Annotated in this window: 14 protein-coding genes; 6 read left to right on the forward strand and 8 right to left on the reverse strand. The window is 42.9% G+C overall.

Annotated elements, in window-relative coordinates; genetic code table 11:
• Window positions 1–29 precede the first annotated feature (29 nt).
• The 3 genes from QJS82_RS03555 to QJS82_RS03565 all read left to right on the forward strand — a co-directional run bounded on the left by QJS82_RS03555 (window position 30) and on the right by QJS82_RS03565 (window position 2,593).
• The gene (locus tag QJS82_RS03555) at window positions 30–368 is read left to right on the forward strand and encodes a RidA family protein (RefSeq protein WP_201564936.1); all 339 of its coding nucleotides are present in this window, start codon (window positions 30–32) and stop codon (window positions 366–368) included.
• A 368-nt stretch (window positions 369–736) separates the two neighbouring features.
• Window positions 737–2,044 carry an RNA-guided endonuclease InsQ/TnpB family protein gene (locus tag QJS82_RS03560; RefSeq protein WP_281491245.1) on the forward strand — a complete coding sequence of 436 codons (1,308 nt, stop codon included), beginning with the start codon at window positions 737–739 and terminating at the stop codon, window positions 2,042–2,044.
• Between the two features lie 126 nt (window positions 2,045–2,170).
• Complete coding sequence (locus tag QJS82_RS03565; protein ID WP_201564935.1) at window positions 2,171–2,593, forward strand: tetratricopeptide repeat protein; 423 nt, start codon at window positions 2,171–2,173, stop codon at window positions 2,591–2,593.
• Window positions 2,594–2,696: 103 nt separating this feature from the next.
• Here QJS82_RS03565 and QJS82_RS03570 read toward each other — a convergent pair whose 3' ends face one another.
• Both QJS82_RS03570 and QJS82_RS03575 read right to left on the reverse strand, forming a co-directional pair.
• Window positions 2,697–3,524, reverse strand: a complete 828-nt coding sequence (locus QJS82_RS03570; protein ID WP_281491246.1) for an enoyl-CoA hydratase — start codon at window positions 3,522–3,524, stop codon at window positions 2,697–2,699.
• Between the two features lie 369 nt (window positions 3,525–3,893).
• Window positions 3,894–5,030: a glycerate kinase gene (locus QJS82_RS03575; RefSeq protein WP_201619512.1), complete on the reverse strand. Its 1,137-nt coding sequence runs from the start codon at window positions 5,028–5,030 to the stop codon at window positions 3,894–3,896.
• A 118-nt stretch (window positions 5,031–5,148) separates the two neighbouring features.
• Between QJS82_RS03575 and cobT the strand changes: the two genes are divergently transcribed.
• The 3 genes from cobT to QJS82_RS03590 are packed head-to-tail and all read left to right on the forward strand — an operon-like array spanning window position 5,149 to window position 7,698.
• Window positions 5,149–6,207, forward strand: a complete 1,059-nt coding sequence (cobT, locus tag QJS82_RS03580) for a nicotinate-nucleotide--dimethylbenzimidazole phosphoribosyltransferase (protein ID WP_438656443.1) — start codon at window positions 5,149–5,151, stop codon at window positions 6,205–6,207.
• Complete coding sequence (cobS, locus tag QJS82_RS03585) at window positions 6,207–7,106, forward strand: adenosylcobinamide-GDP ribazoletransferase (RefSeq protein WP_281491248.1); 900 nt, start codon at window positions 6,207–6,209, stop codon at window positions 7,104–7,106. The genes cobT and cobS overlap by 1 nt, the downstream gene beginning before the upstream one ends.
• Window positions 7,107–7,143: 37 nt before the next feature.
• Window positions 7,144–7,698, forward strand: coding sequence for a histidine phosphatase family protein (locus QJS82_RS03590; RefSeq protein ID WP_201619515.1), 555 nt, complete (start codon window positions 7,144–7,146; stop codon window positions 7,696–7,698).
• Between the two features lie 140 nt (window positions 7,699–7,838).
• Here QJS82_RS03590 and QJS82_RS03595 read toward each other — a convergent pair whose 3' ends face one another.
• From QJS82_RS03595 to ppsA, 6 genes are all read right to left on the reverse strand, one after another.
• Entirely contained in the window at window positions 7,839–8,063 is a 225-nt protein-coding gene (locus tag QJS82_RS03595) for a hypothetical protein (RefSeq protein ID WP_201619516.1), read from the reverse strand.
• Window positions 8,064–8,324: 261 nt separating this feature from the next.
• Window positions 8,325–8,834: a 50S ribosomal protein L9 gene (gene rplI / locus QJS82_RS03600; RefSeq protein WP_201619517.1), complete on the reverse strand. Its 510-nt coding sequence runs from the start codon at window positions 8,832–8,834 to the stop codon at window positions 8,325–8,327.
• 26 nt (window positions 8,835–8,860) lie between these two features.
• On the reverse strand, window positions 8,861–9,091 hold the full coding sequence (gene rpsR / locus QJS82_RS03605) for a 30S ribosomal protein S18 (RefSeq protein ID WP_010198808.1): 231 nt from the start codon (window positions 9,089–9,091) through the stop codon (window positions 8,861–8,863).
• A gap of 16 nt (window positions 9,092–9,107) precedes the next feature.
• Window positions 9,108–9,512 carry a 30S ribosomal protein S6 gene (gene rpsF / locus QJS82_RS03610; protein WP_201619518.1) on the reverse strand — a complete coding sequence of 135 codons (405 nt, stop codon included), beginning with the start codon at window positions 9,510–9,512 and terminating at the stop codon, window positions 9,108–9,110.
• A 309-nt stretch (window positions 9,513–9,821) separates the two neighbouring features.
• On the reverse strand, window positions 9,822–10,805 hold the full coding sequence (locus tag QJS82_RS03615; RefSeq protein WP_281491249.1) for an RDD family protein: 984 nt from the start codon (window positions 10,803–10,805) through the stop codon (window positions 9,822–9,824).
• A gap of 256 nt (window positions 10,806–11,061) precedes the next feature.
• On the reverse strand, window positions 11,062–13,446 hold the full coding sequence (ppsA, locus tag QJS82_RS03620) for a phosphoenolpyruvate synthase (RefSeq protein WP_201619519.1): 2,385 nt from the start codon (window positions 13,444–13,446) through the stop codon (window positions 11,062–11,064).
• Window positions 13,447–13,463: the final 17 nt, after the last annotated feature.

The raw sequence follows: 13,463 nt of genomic DNA on the forward strand, positions 1-13,463 counted from the left end.
GACCATTAAAAAATTAAGGATAATAATCCATGCAAAAGCTGCATAGTAACCAACGTATGAGTAAAATCGTAGTGCATAACCAGACCGTTTATTTATGTGGTCAAGTAGGCAATAGCGATGATGATATCAAAGCGCAAACATTGACGTGTTTAGAGAAGATACAAGCACTGTTAGAGGAAGTGGGCAGCGATAAATCAAAGCTATTGTCAGTGACAGTCTGGATAAAAGATATGGCAGACTTTGCTGCAATGAATGAAGTGTGGGATAAATGGTTTGAAGGCGTGCAGCCACCCGCTCGTGCTTGCGGCGAGTCGGCGTTGGCACGTCCTGAACTATTGGTTGAGATGATTGCCATCGCTGCTGAGTAAACGTTGCCATTTCATTGGCTATATTAACTGCTTATTTTATTAGCTAAATACAGTATAAGGGTGTGATATCGATATCACGCCCTTTTCTATGAGCTATCAAACCGCGAAAGAGGACTCCATCGGACATTAGGGTGGAGGTGAATTTCGCCTCGTTGTTACTGTTTATTTACACATCCTGACCGTGAATTTGGTATGCTTATTAAGTATTATTACCCCACTCTCAACTTATTTTTCTAAGGTATTGGTTTACTTAGTTTTTAAAATTTCAGTTAAAACAATTAAAATTTTAAATTCTATAAAAATCAAAAGCCTACGATAAGTTGAGATTGGCGTTATTATTATATTAATAAACTCGCCAAGACTATTCCATGAAAATCAACAAAGCATATAAATTTAGGCTTGAGCCTAATGTAGAGCAACAGATTATTCTAAATAATCTTGTCGGCTCTGCACGCTTTGTTTGGAATCAAATGCTAGCGATCTCATTTGAGATGTTTGCCAAAAATGAATTTATTAATGCCACCAACTTGGTTAATAAAATCATGGATCTAAAGAACAATCCTGATTTTTCTTTTTTGAAATCTCAATCAAATGCGGTGTCCTTACAGCAAAAGATTCGTGACTTGGCATCGGCTTGGTCAAGGTTTTTCGACCCTAAAGTCCATGCCCGATACAAAGAAAATAAGAAGAAACCTAAAAAGCCCAAATCCTTTAAGTTGCTTGATGGCACTGAGCTTCAATTACGACCCCTGATGCCGCAGTGGAAACGTAAAATTGACCGCCGTGACTCCATGCGCTTGGTTCAGTTTGATAAATATTGCCGTGTTGAGGGTAATCGCGTCAAACTACCTAATGGCGTGGGCTTTGTGAAATTTAGAAAATCGCAAGACATCATCGGCACCATCAAAAACGTCACTATTAGCAAGAAATTAGGGCACTGGTACGTGTCTTTTGGGTGTGAGCGAGAACTGGATCAAAACCCAATTCACCCCTCTACAAGCGCCATAGGTATTGATTTAGGTGTCACTAAACTGATTACTACCTCAGACGGTCAGCACATCAAACCCAAAAACAGCTTTAAAGCCAATCAAATTAAACTGGCCGCATTACAGCGCCAATTAAGTAGAAAAGTCTTATTCAGTCAAAACTGGAAAAAGCAGAAAAACAAAATACAAAAACTCCACCATCATATTGCCAATATCCGCCATGACTACTTGCATAAAATCACCACCGCGATCAGCAAAAACCACGCCATGATTGCTTGTGAGGACTTAAAAGTAGCCAATATGTCGAAATCTGCTAGTGGCTCTGCTACTCAGCATGGGCGCAACGTCAAAGCCAAGTCAGGATTGAATAAATCCATTTTGGATCAAGGCTGGGGCATGATGATTGATATGCTTGAGTACAAGCAGCATTGGACAGGCGGATTACTTGTCAAAGTCAATCCGCAATATACCAGCCAAACCTGCTTTGAGTGCAAGCATATCGCCAAGGAAAATAGACGCACTCAAGCTAAGTTTGAGTGCATCCAATGCGATCATAAAGCGAACGCAGATGTGAATGCAGCTAAAAATATTCTTGCGGCAGGACATGCCGTGTTGTCTGTGGAGGGAGGATGCGGTAAAGGTCGCCCGTTGAAACAGAAAACTTGTGATATTCGTGAGAAAGTCGCCTAAGCGCTAACGCTTTTAGAATCCCCCGCTTGAGCTTGGCGAAAGTGGTGGGAGTATGTCAATCAGGCAAACTAGTCTATAATCAACGCCATTAACGTATTTGACGAACAACTAACAGGGTTATGCATCATGATTAATACCAAAATATATAAATCCATTTATGTGCTAGCAGAGAAACTGCTAGAAGCGGACAGTAAAAACGATCAAAAAACCTTTGATATGCTATATGCGCAGTTAAAGGATCTTTGTAACGAAAATGAAAAAAGCGATAAAGACCATCCTGAACAGTGGGAGACATTGGCTGACTTTACCGAAGATTTGGATGAAGCATTGGTTATCTATCAAAAAGCGTTAGATAAAGCCGCGGCGATTAATTCAAAAGACCATTTGGCCTCGATTGCATTTTCTATGGCTGAGCTGCAAATCGAATTAGGTCAAACAGAGGCGGCTATCGAAAACCTACAAAATGCTAAAATTAGCGCCAATAAAATCGAAGACAGAGAATTTAAAGTTGAGATAAATGAGTTGTTGGCGAAATTATTAGCAGAGTAGTTTTCGTTATTGTCCTTCTTTATTGAGCAAAGCGTATTGTATTATCTAAAAAGTCGCGTGTGCCGATATCAGTATTTTATGTTATAAAATGCTGATATTGCTCTTAGTGCCCTGTCCATACGGCAGGACGCTTTTCGATAAAGGCATCAATCCCTTCACTCACATCATCTGCCATCATATTGCAGCTCATCACCTCGCTGGCATACTCATAAGCCTCTGCCAATGTTATATCCAACTGGTTATAGAACATGGTTTTGCCGGTGGTCAAAGCGACTGAGGATTTGGCGGTAATGCTATCTATTAAAGACTGCAAAGTCGTATCTAATTGCTCTGCGCTTGCCACACGGTTAATGAGTCCTTGGTGCAGTGCAGTATGAGCATCGATAAATTCACCGGTGATGAGCATCTCAAATGCTTGCTTACGAGAGAGGTTGCGACTGACTGCTACTGCAGGGGTGGAACAAAACAGCCCTACGCTGATACCAGAAGTGGCAAATTTGGCATTGTCCGAGGCGACAGCTAAATCACAGGCTGCCACCAGCTGACAGCCAGCAGCAGTAGCGATGCCCTCTACTTTAGCTATTACCACTTGTGGCATGCGATTGATGGTCAGCATCATCTGGCTGCACTGTTCAAATAAGGCGCGCTGAAAGGCCTTTTCTGGATTGGCGCGCATCTCTTTTAGATTATGACCGGCACAAAAGGCCTTACCGTTTGCGGCAATGACGACCACGCGAATACTGCTATCGTGGGCGATGCTGTCAAGCTCTGTTTGCATAGCAGATAACATATCTACTGATAGCGCGTTAAATTGTTTGGGACTGTTGAGTGTCAACGTCACAACACTGCCTAAGTTTTCTCTAATAACCAAAGGCTCACTGGGATTCATTGAGGAGCAGGGTTCTGATGGCTTGAGGTTATGGTTATTCATTTATCGTCCTTGATAGCTGCTAATTAATAAACACTAGCTAAATTTACGCCAATCTCAACTTATCGTAGGCTTTTGATTTTTATAGAATTTAAAATTTTAATTGTTTTAACTGAAATTTTAAAAACTAAGTAAACCAATACCTTAGAAAAATAAGTTGAGAGTGGGGTTAAATTTAGAATAAAATACAAACGAGACTTAAATCATAACCCAAATAATAGCATGCCTAACTCCTTAAGTGACTTCCTTATGCAACAGCTCAGTATTGTTGATAGCTCACATAAAAATAGCGCTCTTAGATGATAAGAGCACCATTTAACGCTAATACAGTCAAAAATGGCTATGAGAAAATATAAAGTAGCTCTCTAAATACTATTTTATGCATTGACCCAATTTTATCGCCGCCGCAATATTGGCAGCGGTAATTTCAATATTATGATAAGCGTTTTTAAAGATGTTATCGATGGACTCTAGCTTTTGGATACTGGGCATAATAACGTCAAACTGACTGGTTTGAGCAGGTTCTAACCCATCAACACTGCCGCAAATCGCAATCACTGGCGTCTGGCTTAGTTTGGCGATTTGGCTAATGCCACCAGCTACTTTGCCCATAGCAGACTGCACGTCAAGCTTGCCTTCACCAGTGATGACCAAATCTGCATCGGCAATATGCTGTGATAAGTTGGTAACTTTTGCCACTGTATCAAAGCCTGATGTTAACTCAGCTTGGCAAAAGCTCATTAACGCATAGCCAAGCCCACCTGCTGCGCCAGCACCCGCTATGTCTTGGTGGTCTTGATAGCCATGCTGAGCACATATACTCGCAAAGTGATTTAACGTTTTATCCAAATCATTGATTTGCTGCGGGCTGGCGCCTTTTTGAGGGCCAAATATTGTACTGGCACCCAACTCGCCACATAAAGGGTTGGTGACATCACAGGCTACTTCAAATACTGTCTCCAGCACACTAGTATGGAAGTTTGTCGCATCTAATCGTTGCAAGTTGGCAAGCGCGCCGCCGCCTTGGGCTAACGTATTGTCAGCACTATCATGAAACGTCATGCCAAGCGCCATTAGCATACCAAGTCCCGCGTCATTGGTGGCGCTACCACCCAAACCGATAATGATGCGTTTAACGCCTTCATCTAAAGCATCCGCAATAAGTTCGCCAACTCCGTAGCTACTCGTAATTAACGGATTTCTTTCTTCAGTCGTCAATAAATGCAGACCGCAGGCTTGAGCAATTTCAATTACGGCTGTCTCATTTTCTAATAGCAGATATTTAGCATTGATTGGTCGCATTAAGGGGTCATAGACTCGCACTTCTTTCCAGCGCCCACCTAGTACATAAAACAATACTGCAGAAGTTCCTTCACCGCCATCTGCCATGGGTAGCAGCTTATAGTCAGCGTCAGGAAACACTTGACTGAATCCAGACTGGATAGCGTGGCAGACATCCAATGCTTCTAGGCTTTCTTTAAACGAGTCAGGGGCGATTAAAATTTTCATGAAATACTCTACGATTATGCAAGTTGGAATTGTGCAATTAAGCCAATCATATCATTATAAATTGGATAATCTGCTACCATAGTCTCCTGTTTCATTTATAACCTTTAGGATGATTGCCTTGACCACCTTTACCGCGCCTACTATTCCCAATATCGAAAATAATGAGCTGCGCCAGCAGTTGCAGCAAATCATCGACCAAAAAACCAAGCCGCTTGGCGCCCTTGGACGTTTAGAGACGCTCGCTGTACAGTTAGGTATGATTCAAGGTACGACCGCGCCGCATATTAATCAGCCACAGATTCGAGTGTTTGCCGCCGATCACGGTCTAACCAAGCATGGCACATCCGCGTATCCTAGTGCCGTCACTGCGCAGATGGTTTATAACTTTTTGCAAGGCGGCGCTGCTATCAATGTCTTAGCCCGTCAGCATAACATTGAGCTAAAAGTAGTCGATGCTGGTGTCGATGCCGACTTTGCCAATTCTCCTTTTAAAGACCATGCGCAATTGCTCGATTATAAAGTCCGTCACGGTAGCCGTGATGCGCTAACCGAGCCTGCGATGAGCGCAGCAGAGTGTTTAGCTGCCTTAGAGAACGGCATGAAGGTGGTTGAGAATATGGCGGGTAATTTGCTTATCGTCGGAGAGATGGGCATTGGTAACACCTCAGCGGCAAGTCTTTTGCTGGCAAGATTGGGCGATACACCGATTAATGATTGTATCGGTCGCGGCACCGGTCTGGACGATGCAGGGTTACAACACAAGGCGACTATTTTAACGCAAGTGTTGGCGCGTCATAGTGAAGCACAAGCGCCATTCGACGTCCTTGCTGCGTTGGGTGGGCTTGAGATTGCTATGATGGCAGGGGCGCTGATTCAGGCCGCCAGTGAGCGCCGTATTCTCCTAATCGATGGCTTTATTGCTAGTAGCGCGTTGTTGGCTGCTGAGCGCCTAGCGCCCGGTGTTGCTCAATATGCTGTCTTTGCCCATCACTCGGTTGAACCCGGGCATGCGCATTTATTAAAACTGCTCAATGCTGAGCCATTACTCAATATGGGTATGCGCCTAGGTGAGGGTAGCGGTGCAGCATTAGCGTATCCATTATTGCAATCGGCTTGTGCCATTATAAATGAGATGGCAAGTTTTAACGATGCAGGTATTAGTGGACAAAACAGCTAATGTCACAATTATCAAAAAAGCCATCAAAACAACCATTGAATCAGTCATTGAATCAACCAGAGCCGCCACAGCAACCATCGTCTAAACCAAGTGTTGGTGAATTTATAAAACATGAATGGCGTCTATTATTGGTGGCGGTGCAGTTTTTAACGCGCCTGCCCGTACCGCAATTTGCCAATTATAATCCGCAGTGGTTGCACCAGAGCAGCCGTCATTTTCCTGGGGTAGGTCTGCTGGTTGGGCTGCTTTGCGCTGGCGTATTTTGGCTGGGCAGTATTTTATTTACGCCATTGGTCGCGGCAGTGATAAGTACCGCGTTTGGGATTAAGCTTACTGGCGCTTTTCATGAAGATGGACTTGCCGATAGTTGCGATGGGCTTGGCGGTGGTCTGACCCGAGAGCGCACTTTAGAGATTATGAAGGACTCACGTTTAGGGACTTATGGTGTACTGGGTTTGGTCTCGGCCTTATTAATCAAAATCAGTTTATTAGCTTCTATGCCGCTATCGGTGGCTATCGTGGCGCTGATTATTGGCCATACGGCCTCGCGCTTATTATGCATTAGCTTGCTTACGCTATTGCCTTATGGCGGTGAGATTGAGCATGCCAAAGCCAAGCCGATGGCACAACAACTGACGCCTTTTCAAGGGCTATTGAGCAGTGGTTGGTTGCTATTGGCTGGCGTGCTCGTCGTGCTCCTATTTCCTGTTACCGTGCAGCAGATTGGTATCTGGCAATGGTTATTGGCTTTATTGCTAGGTATCGTAGCGACAGACTATATGCGACGCTTATTATATAGACGTTTAGAGGGCTATACGGGTGATGGCTTGGGCGCCACGCAGCAGTTAAGTGAGATTGCCATTTATATTGGACTTGCTGCTTCTATACCGCTTATCTGATATAAAAGTGATGGTCAAAATAGGATAGTAACAGCAAATGATGTTTCATATTTGGCGCCATCCAAAGCCCGTTGCGGCTAATGGGTTTTGCATCGGACAGACGGATATCAGTGTCGATAAACGCAAAGTTAAACGCCTTGCTAATAAAATACAGCGCTTTGTGCGTCTACATCAATTACCAAAGGTGATTTGGGTCAGCCCGTTACAGCGCTCATTAAAAGTCGGGGAGATACTGGCGCAGCAAGGCTTTCAATGTAATATCGCACCTGCGCTTGCAGAGATTGATTTTGGTAATTGGGACGGTCAGCCTTGGGCACAAATACCAAAACAACAGATTGACGACTGGTGCGATAATTTCGCTGACTTTGCACCCAAGGGCGGCGAGAGTTTACAGCAGTTATTTGAGCGTATTGAGAATTGGATAAATGAGATGGCTAGGCAAAATAGCAGTCATAGACCAATATTGGCAGTCGGTCATGCAGGCTGGATAAATGCTGCAAGTATGATAGTCGCTGGGCAAGAGGTACCAAAGATAGCCGCTGAGTGGCCACGACCTGTAAATTATCTAGAGCATCGCCAACTGAATTTTTAGCCAAAAAAAACTGACCATTTATAATGACCAGTTTTTTGGATAATTTTTTTCAAGAACAAGCTTTTCTTAAACAGATATCTTTCTTAAGCACAGATCTTTCTTAAACAAGTACCTTTGATCAATGCATCAATGGAAACTTCCTAAGCCATCTTATCAAACCACGCTTTATTGTCTTTAGGGCTCATAGAATCAAAGCTAACATAAATACCTTCGTCATCTAAAGTCGCATACCAGTGATCATCGTTGCTACCAGTCAGTAGCTGAAAATATTTATTATTCACGATTCTACCAACGGTATATATCTCGCCTTCTGCGTAAAACTCGTTACCTTGGATGCATATTAATTTATCATCAGTGTTTATCATATCGTCCCATTTTATCTATGGCTAAATACAGCTAGGATAGCAATAGGTCCGATATTATTGAAGACGACTTTATAAGCAGTATTTTATTATTAGGTATAGGTTATACAGGTGTTTTATTACCAGTTATTGCTACACAACACTATCGTAAGTATTAATGAGATAGCACTTAGCAAATTTTAGAAATAAAAAAAGCCAGCAACATGACGTTACTGGCTTTCTTAGACGGGTAGTAAGTTTACACTACCACTAACTATTCAAATATTACTCTTCTGAATAATCTTCGTTGTCGTCTTCAACTTCTTCAGCGGCATCTTCGTTGTCGCCATCTTCAGATAGGATAGTGACTAAGATGCTAGCAGTTACGTCATGGTGTAGTTGAATATCAACATTGTATTCGCCCACTTGACGTAGTGTGCCTTCAGGTAGCTTGATTTCAGCACGGTCAACTTCTAGACCTGAGTTAGTCAATGCTTCAGCGATATCGCGAGTACCGATAGAGCCAAATAGCTTGCCTTCGTCACCTGATTTAGCGCGCATGATAACATTAACGTCCGTTAACGCGTCAGCACGTTCTTGAGCAACCGCTACTTCTTTTGCTTCTTCAGCTTCAAGCTCAGCACGGCGTGCTTCGAACTTTTCAATGTTTGCTTTAGTTGCAGGTAGTGCTTTACCCAAAGGGATAAGAAAGTTACGTCCGTAACCTGGTTTCACATCGACAGTTTCACCGAGTTTACCAAGGTTGACGATACGCTGTAACAAAATAATTTGCATGAGTCATTCCTAGTTAAAGTTAACGGTTAACCCTGATGGTTATCAGTGTATGGAAGTAGCGATAAATAACGAGCTTGCTTGATAGCAGTCGCTAGTTGACGCTGATACTTAGTAGACGTACCGGTAATGCGGCTTGGTACGATTTTACCATTATCACTGATGTACTGTTTTAGCAATTCAACATCTTTATAATCGATGTGAGTGATGCCTTCAGCAGTGAAACGGCAGAATTTGCGACGGCGATAGAAACGTGCCATGAGTATTCTCCTTTAATTAGTCTTCACTGTGGTCGTTGTCGTCGTTATCGTTTTCACGACTGTCAGGACGACGAGTAGTTGCTTTGCGTGCGCGTTTTTCATCGGCATTCTTGGCTAACTGCGACTCTTCAGTGACAGCGTCGTCACGGCGCATAACTAGACTACGAATGATCGCGTCGTTATAACGGAATAATTCTTCAAGTTCAGCTAAAGTCTCGCCGTCAGTTTCGATGTTGAAAAGAACGTAATGAGCTTTGTGAATCTTGTTAATTGGGTAAGCCAGTTGACGACGACCCCAATCTTCTAGACGATGGATTGTGCCGTTGTTGTCTTGAACCAACTTGATATAGCGTTCAACCATGCCGACCACTTGGTCGCTTTGGTCTGGGTGTACAAGTAACACCAGTTCGTAATGTCGCATTATGACTCCTTACGGATTAGTAGCTATTAACCCTATGTTAATAGCAAGGAGATTTATAAGGTAAGCCCAAATTTTATCGAATTCTATAAAAACAATAGGGGATAAGCTTAGTTTATAAAGCGCCGTATTATAACAGTACTCGGTGCTTAACACAAAGGTTAATCACTAAGAGGCTGTCAATAAACAATAAGAGCAGCAAATACTGCTCTACTAATAAAAAGTGGCGCCTAAACGCCACTTTTTAATATAACTTTATGATATTTATAATAATCTGTTTATAACAAGGCTATAAATTAATTATTAAGTTAATTATTTTACTTTTGGCTGTTTGACCCATTGGCTGCTATCCGCTTTGACCACTAGGGTTTTAGCAAGTTTGTCATGCCAACCGATATTTTCAGGGCTTTTTGAGGCCATATAATAATGAACAATAATAACCACAAACCCTAAGAAGCTGGTGAACGAAAACAACAAATTATAAATAATAAACAGTAGCAAGGTACGCATGCCAATAAGCTTGGTAAAAGATGGCAGGCGATGGGTCGTTTGGTCGACGACGCGGATACCGGTAATCAGCTTACCAAGTGATTGCCCGCGCAAGGTAATAAATACGAGTTGCAGCGCAAACAAACCAAACACCATCACTTGTGACATCATCAAGGTGCTGCTTGGAATACTTTCCATGAGCGTCATTGAGTACTGATAAGCGGCATCCATATCTTGGATGTTTTGGAACTTGGTATAATCCACATCCATCTTGGTCAACGCCATGACTAGCGGAAAAATCGCTAATACATACAGCAAGCCATTGAGCGCAGTTGCCAATACTCGCGACATGATAGGCGCAAGCACAACATCACCGACGACTTTATCGTTGTCGGAAATCTTTTTGGCACCAGACTTATTTAATGACACATTACTATTTGGTGTGTATTGACGATTGGTTGTCATGTCCACTTTGCTGTTTTTAGCGTTTTCTGCTGGACGTTCAGGCTTGCCATATAATCTGTCTAGCGATACGGCTTTGTCATCTTGACCCGTAGTACTAGCAGAATCTTCTGGAAAGATAGTAACATTATTAATAATAGAGTCGTTATTATCCGCCGTCATTATAGGAGCAGGACGGTAGTAAGTCTGATTGTTGGTTAAATTACCAACACGCTGCCACTGATCTAAGCCTTCATGCCATATCAAATCATCTAATACGACTTCGCCAGAGGTGAGCATGATATTGAGCTGATCCAAAGTGTATGGACCGGCTTGTACGTTATTTCGAGCAAGGAAAATCTGCATAATTGCCTACATAGTTAGTCATATCTCAAGTCACTTTTTATGAGTAGCGGATTTTAAAGAGCGGTCTTTAAAGAGATGTTTTTAAAAAGCTATCTTTAATAATTTAAAAAAATCTTCAATAAACGGTCTTTAAAGCTACTTTTAAGTCACTTTTGGTAATACATTATATTAGGGTCTATTTGAAAAAATCAAATAGACCCTAATGATTATATCTTACATGACGATGTGAATTAACGCTGTGACTGAACGTTACGGCTTACTTCGCTTCTTCACCCGCTAAGAAGAACCAAGTATCTAATACTGAGTCAGGGTTCAATGACACTGAGTCGATACCCTGTTCCATGAGCCAGTAAGCAAGATCTGGGTGATCTGATGGACCTTGACCACAAATACCAATGTATTTGCCAGCTTTATTACAAGCTTCAATCGCCATAGACAATAGTTTCTTAACCGCAGGATCACGCTCATCAAATAGATGTGAGACGATACCTGAGTCACGGTCTAGACCAAGTGTTAACTGCGTCAAATCGTTAGAGCCGATTGAGAAACCATCGAAGTGCTCTAGGAACTCATCTGCTAATAAGGCGTTGGTTGGTAGCTCACACATCATGATGACGCGCAGACCATTTTCACCACGTTTTAGACCATTTTTTTCAAGTAACTCGATGACTTCTTTGGCTTCGCCAACGGTACGGACGAATGGAATCATAATCTCAACGTGAGTTAGACCCATCTCATCACGGACGCGTTTTAATGCTTTACACTCAAGCTCGAAGCAGTCACGGAAGTTGTCAGAAACGTAGCGGCTCGCACCACGGAAACCAAGCATTGGGTTTTCTTCTGATGGCTCGTATAATTTACCGCCAAGCAAGTTAGCATATTCGTTTGATTTAAAATCAGACATACGCACGATAACTGGCTGATCCATAAAGGCTACGGCTAGGGTTGAGATACCTTCGACCAATTTATCTACATAGAAATCAACTGGTGACGCATAACCGGCGATACGCTCATTGATAGCTTGGGCGATTTCACGTGGTAAGCTGTTCATGTTTAGCAGCGCTTTTGGATGCACACCAATCATACGGTTGATGATGAACTCTAAACGCGCAAGACCAATACCTTCGTTTGGCATTTGGGTAAATGAGAAGGCGCGATCTGGGTTACCAACGTTCATCATCACTTTGAATGCAAGCTCTGGCATAGATTCAACAGAGTTGGTCTGTACTTCAAAGTCAATCTGACCTTCATAAATAAAGCCAGTATCACCTTCAGCACAAGAAACGGTTACGTCTTGACCATCAACCAATAATTCAGTGGCATTACCACAACCAACGATTGCTGGTACGCCAAGCTCACGCGCGATAATAGCAGCGTGACAAGTACGACCACCACGGTTGGTGACGATAGCAGAAGCACGCTTCATAACTGGTTCCCAATCCGGATCCGTCATGTCTGATACTAATACGTCGCCGTCTTGTACTTTATCCATCTCGTTTAAGTTGCTAACGATACGCACTTTACCAGCGCCGATACGTTGACCGATTGAACGACCTTCGCATAGGATTTTAGCATCGCCAGTATTGATGATATAACGTTCCATGACATTGCTGTCTTGGCGGCTCTTAACGGTTTCTGGACGTGCTTGAACGATAAAGATTTCACCGCTGTCGCCGTCTTTTGCCCACTCGATATCCATCGCTTGACCGTAATGCTTTTCGATAGTCATCGCTTGTTTGGCAAGTGAATTCAGCTCTTCAGTCGATAAAGAGAACTGCATGCGGTCTTGTTTTTCAACATCGACAGTTTTTACTGATTTAGTGGTGCTGCCTTCATCACCATAAATCATTTTCTTATGCTTGCTACCTAGGTTACGACGGATAATCGCAGGTTTACCGTTAGCAAGTAATTTTTTTGATACGTAGAATTCATCTGGGTTAACCGCGCCTTGCACGACCATTTCACCTAGACCGTAGCTTGACGTGATAAAGACCACTTGATCAAAACCACTTTCGGTATCTAGGGTGAACATAACGCCTGCAGCGCCAGTTTCTGAACGAACCATGCGCTGAACGGCAGCAGATAGGGCAACGCCTTCGTGCTCAAAACCTTTATGCACACGATAAGAGATAGCGCGGTCGTTATATAAAGAGGCAAATACTTCTTTAATCGCAATGAGGACGTTATCAATGCCGCGAATGTTCAAGAAAGTTTCTTGTTGACCGGCAAATGACGCATCTGGCAAATCTTCAGCAGTAGCAGAAGAACGTACCGCAACAGCGATGTCTTCGCCGCCACTCATGGTTTCAAACGATTGACGCACTTCTTGCTCAAGGTCGCTTGGCAGCTCTTGCTCAATAATCCAAGTACGGATTTTTTTACCCGTTTCAGCAAGCTTGTTGACATCATTAACGTCAAGTGTTTTAAGCTCGCTGTTGATTTTGTCGAGTAAGCCTGTTTCTGTCAAAAAACGATTGAACGCATTTGAAGTGGTCGCAAAGCCACCTGGAACGCTGACACCCAAATCAGATAGATGGCTGATCATCTCGCCAAGCGAGGCATTCTTGCCGCCAACCATATCAATGTCATCTTTTCCTAGCTGATCAAGATTGATTACAAGTGCTGTAGATTGCGCTGCCATGATAACTCCAGAAAATA

The organism is Psychrobacter maritimus (genome assembly GCF_029953575.1).
GTDB lineage: Bacteria > Pseudomonadota > Gammaproteobacteria > Pseudomonadales > Moraxellaceae > Psychrobacter > Psychrobacter maritimus.

Coding starts and splice junctions, on each gene's coding strand:
- rpsR (WP_010198808.1), bottom strand. CDS start 9,091: ATGGCACGTTTCTATCGCCGTCGCAAATTCTGCCGTTTCACTGCTGAA.
- QJS82_RS03555 (WP_201564936.1), top strand. CDS start 30: ATGCAAAAGCTGCATAGTAACCAACGTATGAGTAAAATCGTAGTGCAT.
- QJS82_RS03560 (WP_281491245.1), top strand. CDS start 737: ATGAAAATCAACAAAGCATATAAATTTAGGCTTGAGCCTAATGTAGAG.
- QJS82_RS03590 (WP_201619515.1), top strand. CDS start 7,144: ATGATGTTTCATATTTGGCGCCATCCAAAGCCCGTTGCGGCTAATGGG.
- rpsF (WP_201619518.1), bottom strand. CDS start 9,512: ATGCGACATTACGAACTGGTGTTACTTGTACACCCAGACCAAAGCGAC.
- QJS82_RS03615 (WP_281491249.1), bottom strand. CDS start 10,805: ATGCAGATTTTCCTTGCTCGAAATAACGTACAAGCCGGTCCATACACT.
- QJS82_RS03570 (WP_281491246.1), bottom strand. CDS start 3,524: ATGAATAACCATAACCTCAAGCCATCAGAACCCTGCTCCTCAATGAAT.
- ppsA (WP_201619519.1), bottom strand. CDS start 13,446: ATGGCAGCGCAATCTACAGCACTTGTAATCAATCTTGATCAGCTAGGA.
- cobS (WP_281491248.1), top strand. CDS start 6,207: ATGTCACAATTATCAAAAAAGCCATCAAAACAACCATTGAATCAGTCA.
- QJS82_RS03595 (WP_201619516.1), bottom strand. CDS start 8,063: ATGATAAACACTGATGATAAATTAATATGCATCCAAGGTAACGAGTTT.
- rplI (WP_201619517.1), bottom strand. CDS start 8,834: ATGCAAATTATTTTGTTACAGCGTATCGTCAACCTTGGTAAACTCGGT.
- QJS82_RS03575 (WP_201619512.1), bottom strand. CDS start 5,030: ATGAAAATTTTAATCGCCCCTGACTCGTTTAAAGAAAGCCTAGAAGCA.
- QJS82_RS03565 (WP_201564935.1), top strand. CDS start 2,171: ATGATTAATACCAAAATATATAAATCCATTTATGTGCTAGCAGAGAAA.